At 44.5% G+C, this 26,472-nt stretch carries 19 protein-coding genes and 1 tRNA gene; 9 read left to right on the forward strand and 11 right to left on the reverse strand.

Translation table 11 applies throughout. The features are described 5' to 3' along the window. Window positions 1-230: 230 nt before the first annotated feature. Window positions 231-464, forward strand: coding sequence for a hypothetical protein (locus ACE1CD_RS28065; protein ID WP_374826913.1), 234 nt, complete (start codon window positions 231-233; stop codon window positions 462-464). Between the two features lie 32 nt (window positions 465-496). On the opposite strand, the gene ACE1CD_RS28070 is transcribed toward ACE1CD_RS28065, so the two are convergent. The 3 genes from ACE1CD_RS28070 to psbZ form a co-directional block, all read right to left on the reverse strand. Beyond that, window positions 497-568: transfer RNA gene (locus ACE1CD_RS28070), tRNA-Gly, on the reverse strand. 93 nt (window positions 569-661) lie between these two features. Then, window positions 662-1,204 (reverse strand): 6,7-dimethyl-8-ribityllumazine synthase, encoded by a 543-nt coding sequence (gene ribH / locus ACE1CD_RS28075; protein ID WP_374795914.1) that lies wholly within the window; start codon window positions 1,202-1,204, stop codon window positions 662-664. A gap of 184 nt (window positions 1,205-1,388) precedes the next feature. Next, entirely contained in the window at window positions 1,389-1,577 is a 189-nt protein-coding gene (psbZ, locus tag ACE1CD_RS28080) for a photosystem II reaction center protein PsbZ (protein WP_190464334.1), read from the reverse strand. Between the two features lie 495 nt (window positions 1,578-2,072). Between psbZ and ACE1CD_RS28085 the strand changes: the two genes are divergently transcribed. The 4 genes from ACE1CD_RS28085 to ACE1CD_RS28100 all read left to right on the forward strand — a co-directional run bounded on the left by ACE1CD_RS28085 (window position 2,073) and on the right by ACE1CD_RS28100 (window position 10,891). Next, window positions 2,073-4,931 carry a CBS domain-containing protein gene (locus ACE1CD_RS28085; protein ID WP_374826914.1) on the forward strand — a complete coding sequence of 953 codons (2,859 nt, stop codon included), beginning with the start codon at window positions 2,073-2,075 and terminating at the stop codon, window positions 4,929-4,931. Between the two features lie 73 nt (window positions 4,932-5,004). Next, window positions 5,005-6,945, forward strand: a complete 1,941-nt coding sequence (locus tag ACE1CD_RS28090) for a CHASE2 domain-containing protein (RefSeq protein WP_374795912.1) — start codon at window positions 5,005-5,007, stop codon at window positions 6,943-6,945. Between the two features lie 140 nt (window positions 6,946-7,085). Then, window positions 7,086-7,901, forward strand: coding sequence for a DUF928 domain-containing protein (locus ACE1CD_RS28095; protein WP_374795911.1), 816 nt, complete (start codon window positions 7,086-7,088; stop codon window positions 7,899-7,901). A gap of 203 nt (window positions 7,902-8,104) precedes the next feature. Beyond that, entirely contained in the window at window positions 8,105-10,891 is a 2,787-nt protein-coding gene (locus tag ACE1CD_RS28100) for a CHAT domain-containing protein (RefSeq protein WP_374826915.1), read from the forward strand. Window positions 10,892-10,994: 103 nt separating this feature from the next. Here the strand turns inward: ACE1CD_RS28100 and ACE1CD_RS28105 are convergent, their stop codons facing one another. From ACE1CD_RS28105 to ACE1CD_RS28120, 4 genes are all read right to left on the reverse strand, one after another. After that, window positions 10,995-11,897 carry an alpha/beta fold hydrolase gene (locus ACE1CD_RS28105; protein WP_374795909.1) on the reverse strand — a complete coding sequence of 301 codons (903 nt, stop codon included), beginning with the start codon at window positions 11,895-11,897 and terminating at the stop codon, window positions 10,995-10,997. A 242-nt stretch (window positions 11,898-12,139) separates the two neighbouring features. After that, the gene (locus ACE1CD_RS28110) at window positions 12,140-12,808 is read right to left on the reverse strand and encodes a phosphoribosyltransferase (protein ID WP_374795908.1); all 669 of its coding nucleotides are present in this window, start codon (window positions 12,806-12,808) and stop codon (window positions 12,140-12,142) included. A 35-nt stretch (window positions 12,809-12,843) separates the two neighbouring features. Beyond that, window positions 12,844-13,224: a response regulator gene (locus tag ACE1CD_RS28115; RefSeq protein WP_374795907.1), complete on the reverse strand. Its 381-nt coding sequence runs from the start codon at window positions 13,222-13,224 to the stop codon at window positions 12,844-12,846. 28 nt (window positions 13,225-13,252) lie between these two features. Further along, window positions 13,253-16,261, reverse strand: a complete 3,009-nt coding sequence (locus ACE1CD_RS28120) for a response regulator (protein ID WP_374826916.1) — start codon at window positions 16,259-16,261, stop codon at window positions 13,253-13,255. A gap of 628 nt (window positions 16,262-16,889) precedes the next feature. Here ACE1CD_RS28120 and ACE1CD_RS28125 point away from each other — a divergent pair. Together ACE1CD_RS28125 and ACE1CD_RS28130 are read left to right on the forward strand one after the other, a co-directional pair. Then, complete coding sequence (locus ACE1CD_RS28125) at window positions 16,890-18,269, forward strand: carotenoid oxygenase family protein (protein ID WP_374826917.1); 1,380 nt, start codon at window positions 16,890-16,892, stop codon at window positions 18,267-18,269. A gap of 165 nt (window positions 18,270-18,434) precedes the next feature. After that, the gene (locus tag ACE1CD_RS28130; protein WP_374795904.1) at window positions 18,435-19,454 is read left to right on the forward strand and encodes an aldo/keto reductase; all 1,020 of its coding nucleotides are present in this window, start codon (window positions 18,435-18,437) and stop codon (window positions 19,452-19,454) included. Window positions 19,455-19,703: 249 nt separating this feature from the next. On the opposite strand, the gene ACE1CD_RS28135 is transcribed toward ACE1CD_RS28130, so the two are convergent. Further along, window positions 19,704-19,931: a hypothetical protein gene (locus tag ACE1CD_RS28135; protein ID WP_190473756.1), complete on the reverse strand. Its 228-nt coding sequence runs from the start codon at window positions 19,929-19,931 to the stop codon at window positions 19,704-19,706. Then, window positions 19,928-21,694 (reverse strand): DUF5942 domain-containing protein, encoded by a 1,767-nt coding sequence (locus tag ACE1CD_RS28140; RefSeq protein WP_374826918.1) that lies wholly within the window; start codon window positions 21,692-21,694, stop codon window positions 19,928-19,930. The genes ACE1CD_RS28135 and ACE1CD_RS28140 overlap by 4 nt, the downstream gene beginning before the upstream one ends. Before the next feature lie 106 nt (window positions 21,695-21,800). Here ACE1CD_RS28140 and ACE1CD_RS28145 point away from each other — a divergent pair, with 106 nt between their 5' ends. Continuing rightward, window positions 21,801-22,220 carry a hypothetical protein gene (locus ACE1CD_RS28145; RefSeq protein WP_374795902.1) on the forward strand — a complete coding sequence of 140 codons (420 nt, stop codon included), beginning with the start codon at window positions 21,801-21,803 and terminating at the stop codon, window positions 22,218-22,220. Window positions 22,221-22,591: 371 nt separating this feature from the next. Here the strand turns inward: ACE1CD_RS28145 and ACE1CD_RS28150 are convergent, their stop codons facing one another. Together ACE1CD_RS28150 and ACE1CD_RS28155 are read right to left on the reverse strand one after the other, a co-directional pair. Further along, on the reverse strand, window positions 22,592-22,948 hold the full coding sequence (locus ACE1CD_RS28150; RefSeq protein ID WP_374826919.1) for a hypothetical protein: 357 nt from the start codon (window positions 22,946-22,948) through the stop codon (window positions 22,592-22,594). Window positions 22,949-23,165: 217 nt separating this feature from the next. Further along, window positions 23,166-25,538: a glycoside hydrolase family 31 protein gene (locus ACE1CD_RS28155; RefSeq protein WP_374826920.1), complete on the reverse strand. Its 2,373-nt coding sequence runs from the start codon at window positions 25,536-25,538 to the stop codon at window positions 23,166-23,168. 569 nt (window positions 25,539-26,107) lie between these two features. Between ACE1CD_RS28155 and ACE1CD_RS28160 the strand changes: the two genes are divergently transcribed. Continuing rightward, the gene (locus tag ACE1CD_RS28160; protein WP_374826921.1) at window positions 26,108-26,425 is read left to right on the forward strand and encodes a hypothetical protein; all 318 of its coding nucleotides are present in this window, start codon (window positions 26,108-26,110) and stop codon (window positions 26,423-26,425) included. The last annotated feature ends 47 nt before the right edge of the window (window positions 26,426-26,472 follow it).

Consider the following 26,472-nt stretch of genomic DNA (forward strand, 5'->3'; position numbering starts at 1 on the left):
TATCCAAAGGGGATTTAAAACATTTTATTGACACTCCCCGCACTTCAGGGCGGAGATTCTTGGTTCAACGAGTCCACTTAATACAACCCAGTTGCCTGTTTTGCACCAGAGATGGTTCTCTCCCCAAGCGTTTACTCCATTTCAGAAGCCTGTTTGGGTATGCCCTACCCTACAGTTTCAACCTCAAAAATTTTGGTTTTCTGGTACTTGCATGAAGATTTTACCTAACAGTGCATTTCCTGCTAGAACCCTCTATCCTCAGTTTTCAAGGTGCTTTGCCTGTAGGCGACTGGGTTTTTATCCAGGTTGAATACCCTATCCTGCTAGACATTGAGATTAACACAAAATTAATCAAAGCCGTCCTAGAAGTACCAGTTCGATCGCCTAATTTTTGGCCAATCCACTATCAATTTCTGCCTCTTTCCTTCGCAAAAAGTGCTGAAATGTTAATTGGTGAAGCTTAAGATTCTACCGTTTGCATTTGTTTTAACTTTTAAGCGGGCAACGCGATTCGAACGCGCGACATTCACCTTGGCAAGGTGACGCTCTACCACTGAGCTATGCCCGCAACCTCTGAACTTTCTTTAGTATGTCAAAATAACTCCTGTATGTCAACTATGCAAGGGAATTTTTTTTGGGAAAGTGATTTCTGGGATTTCTCTTATACCGATTCCCTGGGAGCCACAGCACTTTTTAGGGAGGCAGGTATTGGCTGAATATCTGAACTGGCCTTGATTTGACGCATCAAAGTCGCCATTTCCAGAGCGCTCATCCCATAATCCCAGCCTTTATTGCTTTTTATTCCGGCTCTTTCCAGAGCTTGCTGCATCGTGTCTGCGGTCAAGACGCCAAATACTACCGGAACACCGGTTTGAAACCCAGCCGCAGCAATTCCTTTGGATACTTCCGCCGCCACGTAGTCAAAATGAGGCGTTTGCCCTTTGATTACCGCACCCAGGCAAATTACGGCATCATAGCGCTGGCCGATCGCCATCTGACGCGCTACCAAAGGTATTTCAAAACTACCCGGAACCCAAACATAATCTACCTGAGTGCCGTGAGGATTGACATCGACGCCGTGGCGTTTCAAACAATCTTGACAACCCTCCAAAAGTTTGCCTGTCACGAGGTCGTTGAATCGACCGATGACGATCGCAAACCGCAGAGATTCTGTCTGAGTAAAATTTCCCTCGAAAACTGCCATATCAATAGTCCTTTGCCATTAATCGTTTGTGATGAGTCATCAGTCATCAGTCATTAATCATTGGGTATCGGTCATTTGTTAGTTTTCAAAAGTCAGAAGTCAGAAGTTATTGGTTAGCTGCTCATGACTGAGAGACCGATAACCGATGACTAATGACAAACGACTAATGACTGATGAACTCGGATCAAACAACAAAATAGCTCAATGCGCCCACTATAAGCACCAGAGCAACCCAGACGCCCGAACCCAACCACAGAAGCCGTTTGGATTGATCCCAATTCTGAGGTGTTGCATAAGCAACGGGGACGCCCACCACCATAGCAAAGGATACGACGACTAGAGCAAACAAAGCTAATTGAAACAAAATTGTCATTTGCGGTTCTCCCAATACAGCAACAGACCGAGCGACATTCCCACCTTTTTTAGTAGCGGGATTTTTAGTTATACAAGCGTTATTTAGCGTCAATTGCTAAGGATACAATATCCGATCGCTTACCCTGCCAATTTTCTAGCCGTGTCTAGCTCTTGTTCGGAGAACGGAGGTCTAAGGGGGTAATTGACCGTACCCCGACCACTAACAGCCTAACGGATTTCTAACACGGTCTACCGTCTTAAGGCATTTTATCAGCACAGCGACACGCCTCTGCCCACCTCGATCGCACCGAAAGTAATACTAATTCTTGGCGAAGTTCGATCGCAGGAGCGGGGGAGTGGGGGAGTGGGGGAGTGGGGGAGCGGGTGAGAATCTGGATTTAGATTTTTAGTTCGGCCAAAACAAGCGCAAAGATTTTTAGCTGTAATGGAATTGAAGGTTTGATTGGGTGTGGGAAGAGAGCGATCGCAAATTTTGCAAGAGTGGTAAAGGTAGATGGATTTGATACTGTGTCACACAACCGCAGATTTTGACGCTCTGGGGGCAGCTGTAGGATTATCGCGCCTGAAAGCTGGGGCGAAAATTGTCTTGCCTGGGGGCGCACACCCAGCGGTGCGGGATTTTTTGGCATTGCACCGGGATGAGTTTGCTTTGATCGAACGTCGATCGGTTAATGCCAAACAGATTCGTTCTCTGACTGTAGTCGATACGCAACAGCGCGATCGCCTTGGCAAAGCAGCTGAATGGTTTGACTTACCCCACTTGAATGAAATTGTCCTTTACGACCATCACCCAGCTGGAGATAGCGATATTCCAGCTACCCAAATTTATATTGAGCCAGTCGGAGCTACTACTACCCTGGTAGTCGAACAGCTACAAAAAAGCGACTGGGGACTGAGTAAAGAATCTTCCCAATCCAAAATCGAACTGACACCCGCTGAGGCGACGGTGATGGCGTTGGGTATTCATGTAGATACGGGATCTCTCACTTTTGAGCATACGACGCCAAGAGACGCCGCCGCTTTGGGTTGGTTAATGGCCCAAGGAGCGAGTTTGAAAGTAATTGCCGAATATATTGACCCAGGTTTATCTCGCCAATTGCAAGAACTGCTCAAAGTTGCCCTCGACAATATGCAGAGGATAACCAAATGGGGTCACACTATATCTTGGTGTTTGCTGAGTACTTCCGGTTTTGTACCTGGGTTATCGAGTCTTGCATCCCAACTGATCGAGCTAACTGAAAGTGATGCTTTGCTGCTGGCGGCGAGATATCAGCAGAGGGAAGAGGAGCGGGGGAAAGGGGGAGCGGGGGAGACGGAAGAATTAACCTATTTACAATCCCAAAATCCAAAATCAGACGATCGGTTGACGATAATTGGTCGATCGCGTATTGATGGCACTGACCTCAACCGACTTTTCCAAGAAATCGGTGGTGGGGGTCATTCCCAGGCGGCGTCTGCAAATTTGCGATCGGTCGATTCACAAGCAATATTAGAACAGCTGGTGGAACAGCTGGAAAATCAGATTCCCCATCCCCCTACGGCAAGGGAATTGATGTCATCGCCAGTGCGGACAATTCGCCCGGATACGACAATTGAACAAGCGCAACGAATCTTGCTGCGTTACGGACATTCTGGTTTATCTGTGGTAAATGCTCAAGATGAATTGGTTGGCATTATTTCGAGACGAGATATCGATATTGCTCTGCATCACGGTTTCAGTCACGCACCTGTAAAAGGCTACATGACTACTAATCTAAAAACGATCGCTCCCGATACGCCATTGCCAGAAATTGAGTCGCTGATGGTGACTTACGATATTGGCAGATTGCCAGTTTTGCAAAATGGGCAGTTAGTGGGAATTGTGACGCGCACGGATGTGTTGCGGCAATTGCACCAAGAAAAGGCAAAATTCAAAAGTCAAAAGTCAAAAGTATGGGAAGATGATTCGCTTTTGTCTTTTGCGCTTTGCCTGCTGCCTTCTGTTCGCGATCGTCTCGCTTCTCCACTTTGGCAATTACTGCAAAAAGCATTTCAGGAGGCAGAAAAACGAGGCTGGCATCTTTATTTAGTTGGTGGTGCGGTGCGGGATTTGCTTTTAGCTGATAATGAAGGACAAGTACTGCTTGAAGATATAGATTTGGTAGTAGACGGCTTTCACCGCTCGGCTGATGTCGGTGCAGGTGTAGAATTAGCTAAAGCGCTTCAGCAAGTTTATCCGGCTGCGCGTTTAGAAGTTCACGGTCAATTTCAAACAGCTGCTTTGTTGTGGCACAACGACCCAAATTTAGGTTCTCTTTGGGTTGATATTGCGACGGCGAGAACGGAATTTTATCCTTATCCGGCTGCTAATCCAGAAGTGGAAGCGAGTTCTATTCGTCAGGACTTGTATCGGCGCGATTTTACTATCAATGCTTTGGCGGTAAGGTTAACAGAACCGCGTGCGGGTGAGCTATTAGATTTCTTTGGTGGGGTATTGGATTTACAATCTCGGCAAATTCGAGTTTTGCACGCTAATAGTTTTATTGAAGACCCAACGCGGATTTATCGGGCTGTGCGATTTGCGGTGCGGTTGGGATTTGAAATTGAACCCCAAACAGAAAGATATATTCGTCATGCGATCGCTAGCGGTATCTACGAGCAAGTGCAGGGCAAAAATGGTCGAGCCCCCGCCCTGGAAACGCGACTCAAAAGCGAATTGAAATATATATTGCAAGCTCCTTACTGGAAAGCGGCTTTAAAGTTACTCGCAGATTTAGGCGCGTTGCGCTGTATCCATCCTACCTTGGATTTGGATGAAAATTTGTGGTGGCAAGTGCGTTTGCTCGCTCGCTGTTTGCGGCGGTTCGATGCTCAAAAAACTTTAGAACATTGGCAAATGCGACTGGAAGTTTTAATTGCTTATCTAGCAACAGAATATCGCGGCAAGGTGGCAAATAATCTCCAACTACCTACAGATAGTATTGCTCGTTTGCAAAATTTGGATAAGGCTCAATTTGAAGTTGTCGAAAATTTACCCAAATGCGAACATATCAGTAAAGTAGTGCAATTGTTACGCCGCTACGATTTGCCTACTTTAATTTTAGTTGCGGTGAAAAGCACAAGATTTGTGCGTAGGAAGATTTGGCGATATTTGACAGAATGGAGAAATATCAAAGCACCGCTAAACGGCAACGATCTGAAAGTTTTAGGATATAAACCTGGGCCGCAATATAGCAAAATGTTAGATGTTTTGTTAGCGGCAACGCTGGATGGGGTAGTCTGTGTTAACGAAGCATCTCCCCAGGAGATTCGCGCTGCTGCTGAAGCGTTTTTGGCCGAACATTTTCCCCTTGCTAGTCAAACTAAATACTAGCTGCATTTTATATGTCGAAATGGTGCATCAAATATGTGTACTTTATTTACCTTTAAAATTGTTTAAATCAATTATGTGGAAAAGGCTGAATACCTTTGTTAAAGATTGGGGTAGCGTACTAATTACAGCCCCCAGTGTAGCCGCACTATTAATTGCTCTGCGCCTAACCGGAGTTTTACAATTTTTGGAATGGTCAGCCTTGGATCGTTTTTTTCTTCTGCGTCCGCTGTCATCTCCCGATTCGCGTATTGTGATTGTAGGGATTTCTGAATCGGATATTAGAAAAGTTGGCAAATGGCCTATTCCCGATGGCGATATCGCTGAGTTAATCGAGAAAATAAAACAGCAAAAACCAAGTGCGATCGGTCTTGACGTTTATCGCGATTTACCAGTAGAACCAGGTCATCAAAAGCTGGTTCAAGTTTTTCAGACAACTCCTAATTTGATAGGAGTAAAAAAAGTAAGTGGCGATCGGAATGGTTTTGCAGTTAATCCATCACCTATCCTGGCTAAAAAAGGACAAGTTGGTGCTAGCGATGTAGCGATAGATGCAGATGGCAAAGTTCGTCGCGGTTTTCTGTATATAGGAAATAATCATGGTGAAGCTATCCCCAGTTTGCCTTTGAAGCTCGCTTTTATTTATCTGCAAGGTAAGGGAATGCTTCCGAAAAATGCGGCAGTAAATCCGGAATATTTACAATTAGGTAAGGCGGTATTTATTCGTTTTCAACCCGATGATGGAGGCTATGTCCGTACTTCGGCAAACGGATATCAGGTGCTGATTAATTTTAGAGGGCCACGAGAAACTTTCCAAATCGTCACGATGATGGATGTTTTAGAAAACAGAATTCCAGCCAATTTGATGCGCGATCGCATTGTTTTAATTGGTTCAAATGCCGCCAGTTTACAAGATTATTTCCAGACTCCTTACGATGATACTATTATTTCGAGTTCTCCGAAACGTACTTCTGGAGTAGAAATTCATGCTAACTCGATATCCCAAATGATTGCATCTGCACTTGATGGGCGACCTTTGATTAAAGTTTGGTCTGAACCTTTAGAGTACTTATGGATTTTTGGGTGGTCGGCAATTGGTGTGGGTTTGGCTTGGTGGGAGAGATATTTTAGTACAAAATATCGACTTTATTTAATTTATTTAATCATCCTCACAATCGCAATTATCGGAGGAGGTTTAATTGTTGGTTCTTACTTAGCTTTTTTGATTGGTTGGTGGATTCCAGTAGTTCCTTCGCTACTAGCTTTATCTGTTTCTCAGATGGCGATGGCTATTCACATCGCCAATTTAGAAAGAGAAGAACGCCAAGCTTTAATGAAGCTTTTTGAGCGCAATGTGACGCCAAAAATAGCCGAGGCTATCTGGCGCGAGCGATCTAAGTTTTTAGAAGAGGGAGAATTACAAGCTCAAGAAATGACGGCAACTGTCTTATTCACCGACTTAAAAGGTTTTAGCAGCATTGCCGAGAATATGGAGCCAAAAATACTTATGTGTTGGCTCAATGATTATATGAAAGTAATGACGCAAGTTGTTCTCGATCGCGATGGCATAATTGACAAATTTATCGGCGATGCAATTATGGCAGTTTTTGGCGTTCCCATCCCCGCTACAACTCCTGAAGAAATCGCTTTAGACGCCGAAAAAGCAGTCAGTTGTGCTGTGGCAATGGCAGAGGCATTAAAATCGCTTAACAGGCGCTGGCAGAGTCAGGGTCTACCTACTGTATGTATGCGAGTAGGCATTGCTACTGGTGTAGTTGTGGCCGGCAGCTTAGGAAGCGATCGCAGACAGGATTATACTGTGATCGGAGACACAGTTAATATTGCCTCGCGGTTGGAAAGTTATGATAAGACTCTTGATGGAGGTAGCTGCCGAATTTTGATTAGCGAGGACACTTATCTGTACAATCAAGACAAGTTTCTCACCAAACTTGTCGGCAGCGTTTTGCTCAAGGGACGCGAACATCCGGTGAAGGTTTATCAAGTTTTGGTTGAATGAAACCAGTTGCTTTGTTAATAATTTTAACAAAGCTTTGGTATGGCAAAATCAAAAATTAATTCAGGGAACCGCTATAATAAAAGATTTGGCGGTATTGGAGGTAATCCAAACAGCGATCGTTTCTAAATAAGTAGATACATATGAGCAGACAGATTTCTATCTCAAGCAAAGCAATATTTACGGTAGCTCTAAGTCTGGATTTGTGCGCGATCGTCCTCTTGCCACACCAGGTATTATCTTTGACAAACAAAGTTGAAAGGGATTTCATTCCCTCCGAAAATTTTCCAGTCGCCAATTTTGAGATAGCGCAATACGTACCGCCAAAAAATTTAGGCGTACCTCCAGAAACTGCATCGGGAGCGACTCGTTCGGGAAGTTGTTCCAGAGATGAACAAAATACAAGTACGTTGCTAACTGCTTTGATCCCCAGTTTGAATAAAGATAATAACTGGGCGTTAACGACAGAAGAAAATCCACAAATTTTTGTATATGTGCCCCAAACTTCCGCACGTATGGCAGAATTTGCCTTGCAGGATGAAGATGGAAAAGATGTTTATCGCACAACTTTTCCCATTTCCGGTGCAGCAGGAATAGTCAGATTTAGCGTACCCAAAAACGTTGTTAAGTTAGATAAAAACCAAAATTATCATTGGTATTTTTCAATTTTTTGCAGTTCCAAAAATCGCCGTCAGAGCAGTACAGTAGACGGGTGGATTCGGCGAGTGGAAATAAACGCGCTGCGGCCTAATTTGGCAAGCGAACTAGAGGGAGTGGGGCAAAAAGAGCGATCGCAATTGTACGCTCAAAATGGCGTTTGGTACGATGCCTTGGCAACCTTAGCCGAACTGCGCCGCGACGATCCTAACGATACAGAATTAGCACAGGAGTGGAAAAAACTATTAGAATCCGCCGGACTGAAAGAGTTAGGAGATTTTCCAATTATCGCACTCAACTAAGGAGGTTATCCTTGAACGATATATGTCATGCGCCTTAATTTGAGCTTTTTTACTAATTTGTTCGCCCGCTGGGGAATCAATTCCCCAGCTAATAGTCCAAGTCCTCTCAAGAGGAATCTCAAAAATTATGCAGTCCACTGAGCGTGGACTTTCGCTATGATGTAGGGATTTAAATCCCTGGCGGGCAAAATGGGAGGTATAAAATGTTTATTAAACATAAACAATTTTTGAGAAAGACGTTCCCGCCGGGTGCTGGATGGCATATCGCATTTTTGACAAAATCCCATATCTATCGTTTTCATCTATCTCGATATTGGCGATTGGCTAAAAAGTGGCTAGCGCGATTTGTACTGGCATTTTTAGCCGCGCTTGTGGGCGTTGGCATTTCGATCGCACTCACGGGAAATGGGCAATGGGCCATCGTAAATGCCAAAGAACCAATCCCCAATTCTCAATCACCGATACCCAATTCCCAACAATTATTACAACAGGGGAGAGAATTTTTTCAAGCCGAACAATTTTCTCAAGCAGCAGAAGTTTGGCAACAAGCTGCTGCTGCATTTAAAGCTTCTGGCGATAAACTCGGCGAAGCTCAAGCTTTAAATCATTTATCTTTGGCTTATCAACAATTAGGAAAATTGCCAGAAGCTCAAGATGCGATCGCTTCCAGTCTCGCCCTCATTCGTAACTCAGATAACAATAGCGAATCGGGAATTATTCTGGCTCAAGCTTTGAATGCCCAAGGTCATTTGCAACTAGCTTTGGGACAATCGGAAGCTGCTTTAAAAAATTGGCAAAAAGCAGCGACAACATATTTTCAAATCGGAGATAAAGAAGGTGCGATCGGCTGTCAAATCAATCAAGCCCAAGCTCTGCAAAATTTGGGTCTTTACCGCCGCGCTCGCAAAACTTTAGAAGAAGTAGAAGTATCTCTGCAAACTCAACCGAATTCTTTGTTAAAAGCAACAGGTTTGCGTAGTTTGGGTAATTCATTGCGTGCGATAGGCGAATTGGAAAAATCCCGCCAATTGTTGCAACAAAGTTTGAGCATAGCCCAAGAGTTGCGATCGCCAGCAGCAATTAGCGCGGCTCAATTCAGTTTAGGAAATACCAACAGAGCTTTGGCAAATAGAGCAGAATATTTAGAGAATGCAGCATCTGCAAAAACTGAAGTACAAGCTGCTATCAGCGCGTATCAACAAGCAGCGGAAACATCGACTTCCCCAATCATGCGCGTGCAAGCACAAGTGAATCAACTTAGCTTGCTGCTTGAAGAAAGACAATTTAGCGAAGCGGAAAATTTGCGAGCGCAAATTCATTTCGAGAAATTACCTGCCAGTCGCAGGTCTGTATTTGCTCGCATTAACTTTGCCCAAAGTTTAGGTAAATTGACAAATGGAAAATCGCAAATAGATAATAGCAAAAAAGAAGAAAATTCGCAATTGCCTCTCGCTAATAGACAAGAAATCGCTCAAATATTAGCTAAAGCAGTTCAAGAAGCCAGAAGCATAAAAGATACACGTGCTGAATCTTTTGCTCTCGGTAACTTGGGGGCATTGTACGAACTAGCGCACCAAGCAAAAGAAGCCGAAAATCTCACTCAACAAGCGCTTGTTTTGGCACAAGCAATTAACGCTGCTGATGTTTATTATCGGTGGCAATGGCAGTTAGGAAGATTGCTCAAAACTCAAGGTGATGAAAAAGGTGCGATCGCAGCTTATGGCGTAGCAGTTGAAACCCTTAAATCCCTACGCAGTGACTTGGTTGCCATTAATGCCGATAATTCCGATATCCAGTTTTCTTTTCGAGATACGGTAGAACCAGTTTATCGCGAATTTGTCGATTTATTAGTAAGCATAAAAAGCGAACAAAGTCAAGAAAATTTACGCCAAGCGCGTTATGCGATCGAATCTCTCCAACTAGCAGAATTAGATAACTTCTTTCAAGAAGCTTGCATCAATGCCAAACCAGTACAAATCGATCGAGTTGACACATCTGCTGCCGTAATTTATCCGATCATTTTGAAAGATAAATTAGCTGTTATCTTTGCATTGCCAGAATCAGGTCTGCGCTTATATACCACCCTCAAATCAGAGAGCGAAATCGCAATTATTCTCGACGAACTGCAACAAGACATAGGTAGAGTTGCTGCTAACAATGACCGGGTTTTACGCCTTTCACAACAAGTATATGACTGGATTATCAGACCGGCAGAAGCAGAATTAGAGAAAAATAAAGTGCAAACTTTAGTGTTTGTACCAGATGGTTTGTTGCGAAATATCCCAATGGCTGCTTTGCACGATGGCAAACAATATTTAATCGAAAAATATAGCATTGCTCTTACCCCAGGATTGCAGCTACTCGCGCCTCAACCTCTGAGAAGAGAGCAATTTAGAGTGCTGACAGCCGGTTTATCGGAAGCACGTCAAGGATTTCCCGCCCTTCCTAATGTAATACCCGAATTAGAACAAATCAAATCCCAGGTAAACAGTCAGGTATTGTTAGATAGCGAATTTACCGATAACAATCTACAACAAGCACTCAATGTTCTTCCTTTTCCCATCGTGCATATTGCCACTCACGGTCAGTTTAGTTCCCAAGCTGAAAAAACTTTTATCCTGACTTGGAATGATAAAATTAATGTCAAGGATTTAGATATTTTACTGCGCCGGAAACAACAAAAATTTTCTCGTCCGATCGAACTGCTTGTGTTTAGCGCTTGCGAAACCGCAGATGGCGATAATCGCGCCGCTTTAGGATTAGCGGGAGTGGCGGTAAAAGCAGGCGCACGCAGCACTCTAGCAACTTTATGGCGAGTCAGCGATGATTCGACCGCAGCTTTGATGGTGAAATTTTACAACGAGTTAGCCAAATCCGGCATAACGAAAGCTGAAGCACTCAGACAAGCTCAGGTACAGCTTTTGCAGTCAAAGCGATACAAATTTCCTTATTTTTGGGCTCCCTACGTTTTGGTAGGCAATTGGCGATAATTTTTATAGGGCGTCGGGGTTAGGGTTTAGGGGTTAGGGGTTAGGGGAAGAAAAAAGATTGCAAATGAAAATAAAAAATTACTTTCAATTTGCAATCTGAAATTTAAAATTTGCAATTACCTAACACCCATTCAGAAATCAAAGTATTCACCTGTTCCGGTACTTCGTCGTGAGGACAATGCCCCGCACGCAGATAGTATTCTGTCAGTTCGGGATAAAATTTACGAAACTTTGCTCCCCGTTCTTTTACATTCATCCAGGGGTCTGCTTCTCCCCAAATTAACAACAGCGGACAAATTAATTGTTTTAACAAAACGTCCACTTTTTCGCCTTGAGGGGTACTGAACACAGAGGCAAAAACTTGAGGGGCACCGGGATCGCAAGAAGGACGATAAATATCTTCTACCAGCTCGTCGGTAACTGCACTTTGGTCAAGATAAAGTTTCTCCAAAGTTTTACGAATTACAGAACGTTGTCGCAGGTACTGAAACAGCAAGTAATTAGCCCAAGGTTGGCGGAGAATGGATAGCATAATCTCGCCCCAAATCTTTCTAACAAGATCTGGTTGGGGCTGAGGTTCGATTTCCGTAAATGGCCCAGCACTGTTGAGCAAAATCAGTCCTTTGGCAGAGTCGGGACGCTGCGCCGCTACGCACAAACTGGCATAGCCTCCCAGAGAGTTTCCTGCCAATACAGCTGGTTGATTGATGACTTGTGTGATGAAATCATGTAGTTGATCGCGCCACAAATCGCCACTATACTGCCAGTTTGGTTTAGCCGATCGCCCAAATCCCAACAAGTCGATCGCCCAAACTTCATAATCTTTACACAACCCAGCGATATTTTTGCGCCAGTGATCTGTGGAACCACCAAATCCATGAATTAGCAGCAGTGGCGGACGTTGCGAGTGTTGTTGTCCAGCTCGCACATAGTAGATGGGTTGCTCTCGCCACGACCAGTATGCACCGGGTATGGAAGTTGCTGAGGAGACGAGGGTTGCCGACATTTTCCCCGTGAGTACTAAGTTTCGTAAACTATTTTAATTTTTCCTTTGTGTCAAAACAATTGTCAGTTGTCCGTTGTCCGTTGTCAGTTGTCCGTTGTCCGTGGAGGAGGGAAAGGCAAAAGTCACTCCGTCAAAAGTCAAAATTAAGAATTTCTTCCCGCTCCCCTGCTCCCCTGCTCCCCTGCTCCCCTGCCCCCCTGCTCCACTGCTCCACTGCTCCCCTAATCCCGACGCCCTAACCCCTAACCCCTATTTACCTGCTCCAACAAGCTACAAGCATCTTCCATCTCGACTTGGGGAAATTCTACATAAAAGCGACTGACGCAGAAGAACTGTTGGGGCGTTTCGAGTATAATAACGCGATCGCAAATTCGGCGTAAAAATTTCATCAATCCCAGAGGTGCTACAGGCGTAGCGATCCAAACCTGTGCCGCTTTTTGAAGTTGCAGAGCCGAAGTCGCCACAGATATTGTCATCCCGGTAGCAATGCCATCATCGATCAAGATGGCGATCGCACCTTCTGGCGTAATTTTAGGACGATAAGCAGCGAAGCGATCGAATTGATCGATCGCTTTTTCTTGAGCTTGAAGGAGCGCTTGTTGTAATTGCGGACGATCTTCCGGGAAAGGCAATCGATTTGACCACACCACCTGCCCATCTACAGTTACAGCACCAATGGCTAGTTCTGGGTCTTCTGGCTGAACAATCTTTTTAGCCACGATAATATCTAGAGGGCAACCCAGCTTCTGAGCCACAGGTGCAGCCACTGGCAAACCGCCGCGAGGTAGCGCGTAGACAATGGGGGAAGCCGAAATTCCTTGCTCCCGAACCTGGTCGATTTGAGCATTAATCGCTTGGGCTAGCTGCTCACCGGCACTGTTGCGATCTTGAAATCCCACATTAAGTGACACGGCTTCCTCCAGCAAATTACAGCTTAATTGCCAGTTTATTGGCTCCAGTTTAGTGCTTTTGCTAGCTGAGTTGCCAGCATCATCGGATCGAAAGGTTTAGTCAATACAGCCTTTACGCCCAACTGTGCAAATCTGCGCTGTTCTGCCGCCTGAACCTTAGCTGTCAATAAGACCACAGGGATGTGTTGGGTGGCTTGATTTGCCTGTAGCTTTTGAAAAATAGTGGGGCCATCCATATCCGGCATCATCACATCCAAGAGAATGGCGTCAAGCACTTGCTCTGAGGCGATCGCTAAACCTTCGTCACCGGAAGCAGCTGTTAGCACTTCCCAACCCCCCATAGTTTCCAAGGAAACTTGAGCTATTTCTCGGATATCGTCTTCATCATCAATGATTAAAATGCGCTTGGCTGCCATGCTGATTTTAGATTTTCGATTTTAGATTTTATGGTAAGTTATAGCAGGTGATGCGATCGCCTTCCATTGCCTTAGCCAAATCTAGTGCTTTACCAGCATTATGATATAAAGATTGTAAGTCACCACCATCATCAGGATATTGAGCCACACCAACGCTAAAATGGACTTGCAACTTCCTTGCTTCTGGGCGATCGAACTCCGATTGCTGGAAACAAGCTATTAAGTCGCTCAAGCGTTTTGCGGCAGATTCTTTGTTAAGAGCGTACATACCGATCGCAAACTTTCCATCAGCCCAACGGCCCACCACATCTTCACTACAGAAACTTTCCAGCAGCAATTTGCCAAATCGCTGCAACATCATATCGCCAGCAGCATGACCGTACTCTTCGTTAAATTCCTGAAAATAGTCGAAATCTAAAATGGCAAAGGATAAAGTTTGTCCATAACGTTTACACATCCCTAAAAACCGCTGTACATCCTGCATTAACTTGCGTCGATTGAGTACTCCAGTCAAAATATCCGTTTCAGAAATACTCCGCAGTACCCTGACTCGGTGTATGCGATTGAAAATACGGGCGATCAGTTCCGATCCTATAATTGGCTTGTATACGTAGTCATCAGCGCCTACGCCAAAAACCCGCTTTATAGTTTCGGCATCAGTGTGGCTAGAAAGAAAAAGCACGGGTAGATAGTTCCACTTCGGATCGTTACGTATGACTTTACATATTTCAATCCCATTCACATGAGGCATATCTATATCTAAAATCAACAAATCCGGTGCAGTCGCTTCTAGGACTTCCCACAAACGTCGCGAGTCGTCTAGGGAAATCGGCTTGATGCCCCAAGGCTGCAATATAGTTTCTAAAGTGGAGAGTATTTGAGGATCGTCATCTACTGCCATGACCTTAAATTCATTATTGCGTTCTTTTTGTAGCACTTGACTAACTGCTTCCATCACACCGGCTGGTTCGATCGGCTTTCGCAAAAAAGCGCACCCACCCATACGAGCAACTTCTACACGATCGCTGAAAGTATCGCGAGATGTCAAGATAATAACTGGTACAGGTGGATTTTGCGCCGATAGTTCCTTCAACAGCTTCAATCCGTTCTCAGTAGAATCGCCAAAATAAAGATCGAGCAGCACTAAATCAGGATTACTATTTTCAATTGTCACTTTGGCATCAGACAAATTGCTAAGACTCTCTACCTGCATTCCCCAAGTAACTGCTTCTCTAACTAACGGTTCTGCCAACTGTCGATCTGGTTCTATTATTAATAGTCTACGTTTATTATTATTTAATAAACTCTGCCACCCAGCATAAGGAAAAGTATCGGTAGTATTTGCATCTGAAGCTGCTTCCAGTTCCCGGCGCAACGCTGTCACCAATTGAAAAAGGCGCATTATATTTACTTCGTGGGCTGGCGATATTTTTAAGCCACTCCACAAACCGGAAGAGCCTGTAGATAGTGTTGTTTTTTGTAGTGGTCGATCTTCGTCCGCATTGCTGGCATGAGAATGTGTTTCCCCTTGTTTTACTTGTAATAATTCCTCTATTTCCCGCGCTATTGAAGAGCCTTTAACAAAACCAAATGTACCTAAAGACCCAGCTAATTTGTGAGCTTCGCGTATTGCTTGTTCTCTTAATCGATCGTTAAGTGTTCCTGCCAGTAAAGCTTCACTTGCTTGTTCTAGCACCGCAATACGATTAATAATTTTGTCTTTGAACTTTTCCCAAAGTCCTCCCACTGCTGATTGTAGCGATTCTATCCGTGCTAGTTTATCAATAGATGCGCCCTCATTACTTGTTGGGTCTTCACTATTAACAGTAATTATTTCCGTTTGTGGAACCTCGGATTTATCTTCAATCGCGCTGTTTTTCCCTTGTTTGTTATGAATAATTTCTGCGGGTAAATTTGATAATTTCAATTGGCTGTTTTCTGTTTCGATAGGCAATGTTAAATCTGAAGTAGACAATTGCTGAGCCGGAGTTAAAGTCAATCCCAAAGTGTCTGCTGCGCTCCTAGCTAATTCCTCCCAATCCAAAGGGTGAAGTAAAATTTGACCGATTAGTTTTCTTGGTAAATTAGTCGCTAAATTCGGATCGAAGCAATAGATGATTGATTGTTTTGCTTCCTTGAGTCGGGAATAAGCTTGTTCTAAGACTCTGGCTACAGTAGGATCGATCGCGCTCGCATCCAGTAACAGTAAAGACCAGTTTCCTCGCTCTAGTTCATCCAGCATTTCTTCACTACTATCAGTTCTTTCGATTGGCAAAGCCAATCGCTCCTGCAACCAGGATGTTAATCGCTCGGGCAAACCAGCCGCTAAAATCAAGGGCAGATTCTCTTCCTCCTGTTCCTTAGATAGTGGTTTGAGACGATAACCCATACCGTAAACTGTCTCTATCAAATCCACAGGTGCGCCTACAGATTTAAATTTTTGCCGCAAGCCTTTAATATGAGCTTTGACTGTATCTTCTCCCGGAGCATCTTCCCAAGACCAAAGGTGATCTAAAATTGCTCTGCGACTATATATACGACGACTATTGCGTAAAAAAAGCTCTAATAAAGAATATTCTTTAGGGCTTAAAGGAACTATTTTATTTTCATAAGTGACTTCACAGGTACTGGGGTCAAGGTGTAACTTTCCCCATTGCAAAACGGGAGCCAAAGCAGAATTTCCCCGTCGCAGCAAGGCGCGAATGCGAGCGCCTAATTCTTTTAAATCAAAAGGTTTGACTACATAATCATCGGCTCCCACATCTAAACCCGTAACTTTATCTATGCTAGTTTGACGAGCCGTGAGGAGGAGTACGGGCATACGATACCCACCAGATCGTATTCGACGGCACAAAGTCATACCATCCATTTTAGGAAGCATGACATCGAGGAGAATCAAGTCGTAAGTATAGGCTTCTATTAATTCCCAACCAGCTTCTCCATCTTCAGCAACATCGACGACGTAATGTTGTTTGCTAAGGAAGTCACAAACAAGCCCTGCGACTGTCTCATCGTCTTCTACTAGCAGAATTCTCATCTCAATATCTCCCTGGGTATCGCTTTTATTATGAAAATTGTCAGGTGTGGGCGGCAAGAGGAGATGAAGTTACTATAATTTTACTAATTCCCTTACACTGGCTGGAAAGCTGCCGATCGCATCCTGTATAGAGATCCGTGAGAAAGTTTAAATTTTGATTAATCTTATAAATTTTGTGCATTATAGTAACAAAGTGATAATTTTTACCATACCTAAATTTATTGGTGTTGTCTCTATTCGTTGTTTTTCTGAGATTTCAGCTTTCAATCCCACCTGTAGAGCTTTTACTTAAGTTTAGATTTTTAAAGTGAAAAAAAAGGGAAGAAACTTCTTCCGTTGAAGGTTGATGGCTATCGTCTTACAATGATATCCCATAAAAATCTCTATCTATTGATAGATGAAGATTTACTCATCTTTTGGTACCAACGTTTTGGATTTGGCGTTGTCTTTGCCCAGAAACCTGTGTTTCTTGTTTTGCAAACAGCCATATTTCATTGCGCGACCTATAGAAACCCGCTTTTTGGGATTAATGAATCGATATTTTAGAAGGTCTTGCGCCAAAACGATCGCTACTTATGTAACAATTTGTAAAAATAGGGAAAGCCAGCGATTAAGCAAATTCAGAGTTATGACAACAACAGCAGTCAATCCCTATCTAGAAGGTAACTTTGCCCCAGTCCCAGAGGAAATTACAGCTCAAGACCTCCCGGTAATAGGCGAACTACCACCCAACCTCAACGGGATGTTTGTTCGTAACGGCCCAAATCCCCAGTTTCGCCCAAAAGGTCGTTACCATTGGTTCGACGGCGACGGAATGTTACACGCAGTAGAAATCAGCAACGGCAGGGCTACCTATCGTAACCGTTACGTGCGAACGCAAGGATGGCAAATCGAACACAACGCCGATAAAGCCATTTGGACGGGCATATTTGAACCGATTCAGGAAAATAATCCCTATGGCCCATACAAGAACACAGCTAACACAGCCTTAGTATGGCACGATCGACGCCTGCTAGCACTTTGGGAAGGCGGAGAACCCCACGAAATCAAAGTACCCTCACTGGAAACAGTCGGTTCCTACACTTATGAAAACCAGCTAAAAAGCGCTTTCACCGCCCATCCCAAAGTCGATGCCGTAACTGGCGAAATGATGTTTTTTGGCTACGGAGTAGCGCAACCGCCTTATCTGCAATACAGCGTAGTTTCTCCCGAAGGAAAGTTGCTGCAAACAGTTCCAATTGACTTACCAGTTGGCGTGATGATGCACGACTTTGCCATCACGGAAAACTACACCATATTTATGGATTTGCCCCTCACATTCCGAGCCGAACGGATGAAAAGAGGCGAACCGGCATTTATGTTTGAATCGGACACACCCAGTCGCTTTGGCATCGTTCCCCGCCACGGAGATAACAGTAACATTCGCTGGTTTGAAGCACCAGCTTGTTATATTTTTCACACTCTCAACGCCTACGAAGAAGGAGATGAAATCGTACTCATCGCTTGTCGCATGGAAAGCACTAGCGTGCTTGCTGCCTCCCCAACATCTCAAAATAGCCAAAGCGATATTCCCCTGCTGCACCGCTGGCGATTTAATCTCCGCACTGGTACGATGAAACAAGAACAAATTGATGATATACCCTCGGAATTTCCGCGTGTAAACGAACAACTGGTAGGACGTCCAAATCGTTACGGTTATACAGCGCGATCGGCCCCAACTTCAGTACCTTTGTTCGATGGCTTTATCAAGTATGACTTTGTTAGCGGTACTTCCCAAATTCACGAATTTGGGCAAGGACGTTATGGCGGCGAAGCAGTATTTGTGCCGCAACCAGATGCTGCTGATGAAGATGACGGCTGGTTGGTCACATTTGTTTACGACGAAGACCAAGAAACTTCCGAGTTAGTCGTAGTAAGTGCTAAAGAAATAACCGCCGAACCTGTTGCTAGAATTTCACTACCCAGTCGCGTACCTTATGGTTTCCACGGCAGTTGGGTTCAGTTTTGATTTGGTTCGCATTTTGCATCTGTGCTTTAATCCCCCTGGGAAATCAAGTTCCCAGCTAATAGCAAAAGTCCACTTAAGTGGACTCAAATAGATAAGTTATCTCTGCCTGTAGGGGTAATTCATGAATTACCCCTACAGCTTAAGTTCAAAATCCAAGCGATCGACATGAAACTACCTGCATCAAGCCGACTGCAACTTACCCCCGATCTGAACATCTGCCGTATCCTCAATGGTATGTGGCAAGTGTCGGGCGCTCACGGAAAAATTGACCAAAAAACCGCGATTTCTAATATGTTCGAGTACATAGATGCGGGTTTTACCACTTGGGACTTAGCAGACCATTATGGCCCCGCAGAAGATTTTATTGGCGAGTTCAGACGGCAATTAATTGCTAATCGCGGCCAAGCAGCATTATCAAATCTCCAAGCTTTCACCAAATGGGTACCTCGCCCTAGCAAAATGACTCGTAAAGTAGTCGAAGATAACATTAATATATCCCTCAGAAGAATGGATGTACCTAGTTTGGATATGGTACAGTTTCACTGGTGGGAATATAGGGATAAAAACTACCTGGATGCGCTAAAATACATGGCGGAACTTCAGGCAGAAGGAAAAATTAAACACCTAGCTTTAACCAATTTCGATACCGAGCATTTGAAAATTATCACCGATGCAGGGATAAAAATTGTATCCAATCAAGTGCAATTTTCTTTGGTCGATCGCCGTCCGGAAGTAAGCATGATAAAATTCTGTCAACAACACGATATTAAGCTGTTTGCTTACGGGACACTTTGCGGCGGTTTGTTGTCGGAGAAATATTTGGGTCATCCCGAACCGCGAGGGGGAGATCTTTTCACCGTTAGCTTGAGAAAATACAAAAATATGGTCGATGCTTGGGGAGGGTGGAATCTTTTCCAAGAACTGCTGAATACACTCAAGCAAATAGCAGATAAATATGGCGTAAGTATTGCCAACGTAGCTGTGCGTTATGTTCTGGATAAACCAGCGGTGGGTGGTGCGATCGTCGGTGCTAGACTTAGCATATCGGAACATATAGAAGAAAATGCGAAGGTGTTCGATTTTGCACTAGACGCGCAAGATGGCGATCGCATTGATTCCATCTCTGAAAAGTCGCGGAATTTGTATGAGCTAATCGGTGATTGTGGAGATGAATATCGACGATAATTTGAAGATGGATTAGAGGCTGGGTTAGATATTTGTCTAAAAATTTTAGAGGCTAAAGAGAAATTGCCCGCAGCTAAAAAAGCCGTCCTGGAAGGACGGGGTTTTAGACCCAGGTTTTCGATAGCGCAGATTAAAACTATCGATTCGCTGCCGCTCAATTATTTGTGTAAGGGGGGAGATTTTCATCTTCCCTTCCCTATAAGGAAGAGGCTTTCAATCTCCCCCTTACAAACCCCGATTTTCCGGTAATTACTTACCGACCTCAAAAGATTTGACTTCCAGGATGGGGCCAATCATGGCAAAGGACATGACATCATCTCGGACTTCGCCTTTGACTTTGACTTTCAATCCGGATTCGTGCAGTTCTTTTGGGCCACCTTCGTAGAGTTCGTAGGTTTCCCCTTTATCGGTGACTATAGCCCAGGTTCCTGGCCCAAGTCCTTTGCGTTCGATCGTACCTGTGACGCTTAAACTCATGCAGTTTGTTTTTCTCCTTGCATAGCTAACCGAGAAAGTCCGAAACAGAGTAGAGCGTTGACGATCAGGAAAGCGCGGGCCCAGATACCTTCTCCCAGCCACATGACATGAGGCATCATCACGGCGCTGACAAGCAAGCAGCTGGCCACACCTATGCCAGATCCGATCGCAAACCACTTCCAACTGCGATTTCCCAGCAACAGCGCTACTAAAACTAAAGGAATTAGCACGCTGGCAAATATCGGGTTTAAAGCGCTAGTGCCTTGAATGGCGTTACCCAGTTCGGGAATAGAACTACCCAAGACTCGGAAAGGCCACTGGGGCGCATCGTAGACGTATAAACCGCGCAGGAAGAACAAACCGGAACTGCCAAAGATTAAACCGCTGTTTAGCCCCCAAGTCCAGCCGGGTAAATAGTTCCGCAAGAACCAGGCTAACAGGTAGGAACCCAATACCATCAGTATCTTAGGTAGGAGTGCTACAGCACCGCCATCAAACCAGAAGCGGAGGTTGAGATAACCATTTTCGCGCAACCAGCGGAAGAAGTCGCGGAAGGTGATTTGTCCTTTGGCGGCGAGTTTCACTGCTGCGGCGGCATCCAGTTTTCCCGCACCAAAGTGGTTGAGGGGGTCTTCTTTGACCGCAAGTGCGGATTTTTTGAGGACTTCTTCGACTTCATCTGGGTTTTCGATACCCATTGCTTTTACCATCGCGGCGACTCCAGCAACGTGGGGAGATGCCATGCTGGTGCCTTGATAACCGGCAAAGATTGGTTCGCCGGTTTGGTAGTCAATGGTTTCTTGGAGAATCTTACCAGCTTCGCTGCCACCGGGAGCGGCGATATCCACAGCTGCACCAAAGTTGGAGTAGGGTGCTTTTTCACCGTCGGGGCCGAGTGCGGATACGCTGATTACATGGGGATAGCGAGCTGGGTAGGAGGAGGAATCTCGGCTTTCGTTACCCGCTGCTGCTACTACAACTACGCCTTTGCTGTGGGCATAGTCAACGGCTTCTTGCATCAGTTCGCTGGCACCGCCACCACCCAAGCTCATGTTAATGACGCCTGCACCGTTGTCGGCGGCAAATTTGATGGCTTCGGAAATATCGGCAACTGTACCGCCACCGCCTGCACTGAGGACTTTCAGCGGCATGATGGTGGCTTCGTAGGCGACGCCGGCGACGCCATAACCGTTGTTGGTAGATTGTGCGATCGTACCTGCAACGTGGGTGCCGTGTCCGTTGTCGTCATCAGCTTCTACTTTGTCGTTCACAAAGTCGTAGCCTTTGACGAAATTAGTTTTTTGCAAGTCCGGAACGCGGCTGACGCCAGTGTCGATGACGGCTACTGTCACACCGCTACCTTTGGTTTCTTCCCACGCTGACTCGATGTTGATGCTTCGCAGGTTCCACTGCTTGCTGTACTCTGGGTCGTTGGGGATTTCTAGGGCGTAATACAGATAGTTTGGCTCAATAGATTCTGTCTGTTTGGCTAGATCTGATTTTTTCAGGGCGTTAAGTAATTTCTCATCGCCCTTGACAATATAGACATTATCCTTTACAGAGAACTCGCTATTGAGATAAGGGTTAACGTGGTACTGTTTTGCGATCGCGCTCAACTTTTCGGCAATTTGGGCCGCTGGAACATCTTCCCGGAAGTCCAGTACGATCGAGTCATAGTTGCCTCTGGCTGCCAGTCCTTTAAAATTAAAGATGGCGAAACCGAGACCGATGATAAACAAACTCAGAAGAAAAAGCTTTTTCATGTCAACCTGCCAGGGGTAGGGACAGCTCGATCACCACCATAACTCAACCTCACCCAGTTTAGAAACTGTTGTTGCAGGATATTTACCAAAAGTCGATCGCGGAAATATGGAAAGAGGTCTTATTTGGCTGCCACTGCTGGCACTATTTATTTGGTTAGCTTGGGCTGGCTGGAACGAATTTCAAAAGGTTGAAGCTTATCGTCGCTGGGCGTCGCAATTTGAGCGGGCAAAGTACGATATTTATGCTGTTTTGGGTCAAAATGGCAGCAATTTAACTTGGGGAAAACCTACGCGCACAGAACCAGTGAATCTGCAAACGTTTTCTCTGAAAAATGTCAAATCAATCTCTCTAATGGTAGATGACAAGTTAGCTGATTTACAAAATCCACCCGATCGAGGTCGTTCAGTAGCGTTAGAATTTTCTTTTGCAGATACAACCGATTCTATCCGAATTCCCTTCACAGATATAGCTATAGCTACTGAGTGGGGAAAACATTTGCAACAGGAATTGCAACGTTATAGCTAGGGACTAAAAAGTCAAAAGTCAAAAGTCAAAAGTCAAAAGTCAAAAGTCAAAAGTCAAAAGTGCCTAACGCACCATGCCTCAAATTCGTACCAATTAATATGTTATATCGTAGGCTCTTTCGGATTTATGGGGAAAATGTTTATTTATGTTACAGTAGATTGCGATCGGTGGGTTACGGTAAGGGAACTAAATTATTGGTTGAAAGTGTTTAAATTATCGCCCGTGCCTAACCCACCCTACGATTAGATAAATTTTTACGATCGGCACAAAAAGTAGAGTTAGTTTTTAAGTATGTTGTTGCGCTTTAGCGAAGACAGCGCAACAACATACCTTTGTTTAATTGGCCAGTTGCGAAAGTTCTGAAAAATAGATTACTCTTGACCGGTGACTTTTTCAATTATTTTGCTAGCTTCTTTGATGATGCCTGTATCTGGTTGTGTTTCTTCGTATTTGCCGAGATTTTTTTCGTAAACTTTATCCAGACCTTGAGGATCGTCAACTGCTTTCACTGCTTTTTCGTAAGCATCTACGCGATTATGGCCAGCTTGGTTAGTTTGAGCGGCTTTATCAATTCCTCTCTCTAAAGTGGGTTGTCTTTCTGTGGGGGCGGCGGCTAAACTTGGCGGGCTGAAAATGAATAAACTTGAGAGGCCAATCAAACTAATCAAGCTGAAAATGAAAAAGCTTTGGCGAAATGCGTGCTTTAAACTGGAAAAAAGGCGTTGCATAGTATTTTCCTTTTTGTTTTTTGTCACAAGTATCCTAAGTGTTTAATTAAGGCTGTAACTTCTGTCAAAAGATACATCAAACTGTATTCCCAATTACAGATTTTTAATTAAAACGGGAGTTACGCACGCAGAGGCCAAAAACCCGATTTCTGCGGAGATTTCTCGTCGCCAAGCACGATTTTCCATAGAAACCGGCTTTTTCGATCACTTGAAAAGTTCAAAAAGTGAAATGTTTTGCAGTACCATCATCTTGGAAATGCTGTTCTCCTATGCCTACGAGTTCGACGATCGCATCCCTTACTGGTGGCGAAAATTGTCCTTCACGCGCCCCAATTTCGACAATTATTTGTTGTCCTTCTCGATAAACGCGATAAGTTGTGGTCGCCCAAGCGCCTGTTTTGTAGGCAAAGGTATGACCGTCATCTTCGTAAAGCGTCCATTCACCTGTTCCGGGCCAAATACGCAACGTTAAGCGATCGAGGGGACGTTCGTCAACGTATTGCATTACGGGTGCCATTGGGATAATCGCACCGCCGCCAACGTACAGAGGCATTCGTTCTAGAGGCGCGTGGGCGAGGATGTGAATTGGCCCTTCGTAGCGATTGCCACTCCACCAGTCATACCACGTACCTTCGGGCAGGTATACGGCGCGATGTTCGATTCCGGGTCGGTAGATGGGTGCTGCCATCAGGGACGGGCCGAGTAATACTTGATCGTAGAGATTGTAGGTTTTCGGATCGTTAGGATAATGATAAAGTAACGGACGCAAAATCGGTGCGCCTGTTGTCGCCGCTGACCAGAAAAGTGTGTAAATATAAGGCAATAATTGATAGCGCAAATTGATGTATTCGCGGCAAATTTTCTCGACTCTTTCGCCAAATACCCACGGTTCGTGTCGTGCGGTACTCATTGCGGAATGACCGCGCATTAAGGGATAAAGCATTCCGACTTGCATCCATCGAGCGAATAATTCCGCTGTGGCATTTCCAGCAAAACCGCCAATATCGCAACCGACAAATTGCACGCCCGACAATCCCATATTGCAAAGCATCGGTAGCGACATTTCCAAATGCTCCCATAAGGATTGGTTGTCACCCATCCACACAGATGACCAGCGTTGAATGCCTGCAAAACCCGATCGCGTCAGCACGAACGATCGCTCTGACGCACGATGCTTTTCTAGCCCTTGAAAACAAGCTTTAGCCATTGACAAGCCATACAAATTATGTACTTCTAAATGATTTGTGAGTTCGTTGGAGTTTCCTTGGGGTGCATCGAGGGGAAACCAAATTTTATTGCCGGGATCTCCAAAAGGTCGATCGTCTAATGCCGGTTCGTTCATATCGTTCCAAATACCGGCAACACCGATATCGGTGAGGCTTTTTTGTAAGTCGCCCCACCACTGCTGCACATCGGGTCGCAAAAAGTCGGGAAATACTGCTTTATCTGGCCAAACGTAGCCGTGAAATAGTTGACCATCCGCATTACGAACAAAATAATCGTCTTTTATTCCTTCATCAAACACATGATAATCTGCTTCTGGTTCGTACTTAACTCCCGGATCGATAATTGTTACTGTTTTAAAACCATTTTGTTTCAAATCGCCAATCAGTTTAGCAGGATAGGGGAACCGTTTCGGACTCCAGGTGAAGACGCGATAACCGCGCATATAATCGATATCGAGATGAATTACATCGCAGGGAATATTGCGTTGGCGAAATTCATTTGCCAGTTCTCGTACTACTGTTTCCGATTCGTAACTCCAGCGACATTGATGATAGCCGATCGACCATTTTGGCGGTAGGGGCATTCTCCCCGTCAGTTGCGTATAAGTATCGAGTATTTGGGCTGGTTCTGGGCCATAAATAATGTAATAATCGAGTTCGCCGCCGCGAGTTTCCATTCGCAAAACACCGGGTTTTTCGGCACCGATATCGAATTGGCTCCAAAATGTGGTATTAAAAAATAAACCATAACTAACCCCCCCTAATCCCCCCCGTGAACTGGGGGGAATTTCATCCTGATGCAATGCCATAAAAAATGGAATTGCCTGATACATTTCGTCGGTAAGCGAACCGTAATCTAGCGCATCAACTGTCCAATTTGTCTTAACTTCGGATAATTTATCGAGAAATCCTGTACGTTCGCCAAAACCGTAGTAATGTTCGTCTGCTTCGATGCGTTTCCAAGCAGCAACTGCACCCATTCGCCAACCCATACTCATTTCGGTATCGCAAGCAAATGGACGGCCATTTTTGTCAAAAAATTCGATGCGGCAAGGGTTTCGTTGAATTGAAACGCGCATCTTTTCTGTTTCGATTTCTATGGTTGAAGCAGTTTCTTTAAATTGGAAAGGTACGATAGGCCATTCTTTATCATCTAAAGCAACAGACCAAGAACTGTGCGGTGTAAATTCGCCATTTGGTGCTAGACGAACGCGGATTAAGTTGGGTGCTAGGATGCTAATGGCAAGGCGGGTATCGCCGCAATAGCACCAAACGTCGCGATCGTCGTGTAGGATCGATCGCACTGTTCCGATTGTTGTCCAAGGTTGATTTGTCGTGGGCAATTTTCCAAAGTATTGTGGCATATAGCTAGGGGCTAGAAAAAGTCAAAAAAAGAAGCTATAATAAAGGGCTTGGTGGAATTAGAACGTCCTAATGGACGAAGGTACTTGCTATATCTGAACAATTAGTAACGAACAATCGAAAACTGGTAATTTTTTTCATTATTTCAGGATTCACTTTAATTTTATCTTCTATTGCTAACAAGTTTTGTGTACGACAAAATACTGCCTAAAGGTAGATATTTGATATATCGTTATTTTTTTTATTTGATTTATCCAAAAACGCTAAGTCTGAGGTAAACAGATCCCCGACTTCTTAGAGAAGTCGGGGATCTCTCCACAAAACAGATCCCCGACTTCTTGAAGAAGTCGGGGATCTCTCCACAAAACAGGGATCTCTCGACAGGCTGTAAGTGAGGGAAATCGTCACAAATAGGGAAGTCCTAGTCCTAACGCACCTTCTAGCGGAATGCGATCGCGCCTACCCCAAACCATAAATAATGAAGCTTAAGATTTCCTAAGCCAATCTTTAGATAGATGACAATTGGAGTATTCTAAATGTCATCAATGCCTAACTAAAAGAGTAGATGCAAATGGACATCCAAAAATATTATCTTGCAGAAAATATGGCCTTGCTGTTGTCGATTCCGCCTAAGAGCAACCTAGCGAAATTGCTAAGATTTTGTTTGGCGATCGGCTGGGATGAGAAAGTAGCTGGTAAGAGTGCTTTAGAGATAGTTCGCGATCTGATGGAAAACCCATCAAATTTGCCTTATTGGACGAGAGAAGTAATGGGAATGGATAGAGAGCATAGCGATGAGGAGTGGATTGCTTTGGGAGAAATGGGAATCAAGGATGCCAAAGAATTTATGAATAGTGTGTGGCAAGAATTGGAAAATTTACAGTTGTAATCGAAACGATCGATAGTTCCCCTTCGTTTCTTATAAAAGAAGGGGGC

The organism is Aerosakkonema sp. BLCC-F183 (assembly GCF_041929145.1).
Lineage (GTDB): Bacteria > Cyanobacteriota > Cyanobacteriia > Cyanobacteriales > Aerosakkonemataceae > Aerosakkonema.

Coding starts and splice junctions, on each gene's coding strand:
- ribH (WP_374795914.1), bottom strand. CDS start 1,204: ATGGCAGTTTTCGAGGGAAATTTTACTCAGACAGAATCTCTGCGGTTT.
- psbZ (WP_190464334.1), bottom strand. CDS start 1,577: ATGACAATTTTGTTTCAATTAGCTTTGTTTGCTCTAGTCGTCGTATCC.
- ACE1CD_RS28085 (WP_374826914.1), top strand. CDS start 2,073: ATGGATTTGATACTGTGTCACACAACCGCAGATTTTGACGCTCTGGGG.
- ACE1CD_RS28090 (WP_374795912.1), top strand. CDS start 5,005: ATGTGGAAAAGGCTGAATACCTTTGTTAAAGATTGGGGTAGCGTACTA.
- ACE1CD_RS28095 (WP_374795911.1), top strand. CDS start 7,086: ATGAGCAGACAGATTTCTATCTCAAGCAAAGCAATATTTACGGTAGCT.
- ACE1CD_RS28100 (WP_374826915.1), top strand. CDS start 8,105: ATGTTTATTAAACATAAACAATTTTTGAGAAAGACGTTCCCGCCGGGT.
- ACE1CD_RS28105 (WP_374795909.1), bottom strand. CDS start 11,897: ATGTCGGCAACCCTCGTCTCCTCAGCAACTTCCATACCCGGTGCATAC.
- ACE1CD_RS28115 (WP_374795907.1), bottom strand. CDS start 13,224: ATGGCAGCCAAGCGCATTTTAATCATTGATGATGAAGACGATATCCGA.
- ACE1CD_RS28120 (WP_374826916.1), bottom strand. CDS start 16,261: ATGAGAATTCTGCTAGTAGAAGACGATGAGACAGTCGCAGGGCTTGTT.
- ACE1CD_RS28125 (WP_374826917.1), top strand. CDS start 16,890: ATGACAACAACAGCAGTCAATCCCTATCTAGAAGGTAACTTTGCCCCA.
- ACE1CD_RS28130 (WP_374795904.1), top strand. CDS start 18,435: ATGAAACTACCTGCATCAAGCCGACTGCAACTTACCCCCGATCTGAAC.
- ACE1CD_RS28135 (WP_190473756.1), bottom strand. CDS start 19,931: ATGAGTTTAAGCGTCACAGGTACGATCGAACGCAAAGGACTTGGGCCA.
- ACE1CD_RS28140 (WP_374826918.1), bottom strand. CDS start 21,694: ATGAAAAAGCTTTTTCTTCTGAGTTTGTTTATCATCGGTCTCGGTTTC.
- ACE1CD_RS28145 (WP_374795902.1), top strand. CDS start 21,801: ATGGAAAGAGGTCTTATTTGGCTGCCACTGCTGGCACTATTTATTTGG.
- ACE1CD_RS28150 (WP_374826919.1), bottom strand. CDS start 22,948: ATGCAACGCCTTTTTTCCAGTTTAAAGCACGCATTTCGCCAAAGCTTT.
- ACE1CD_RS28155 (WP_374826920.1), bottom strand. CDS start 25,538: ATGCCACAATACTTTGGAAAATTGCCCACGACAAATCAACCTTGGACA.
- ACE1CD_RS28160 (WP_374826921.1), top strand. CDS start 26,108: ATGGACATCCAAAAATATTATCTTGCAGAAAATATGGCCTTGCTGTTG.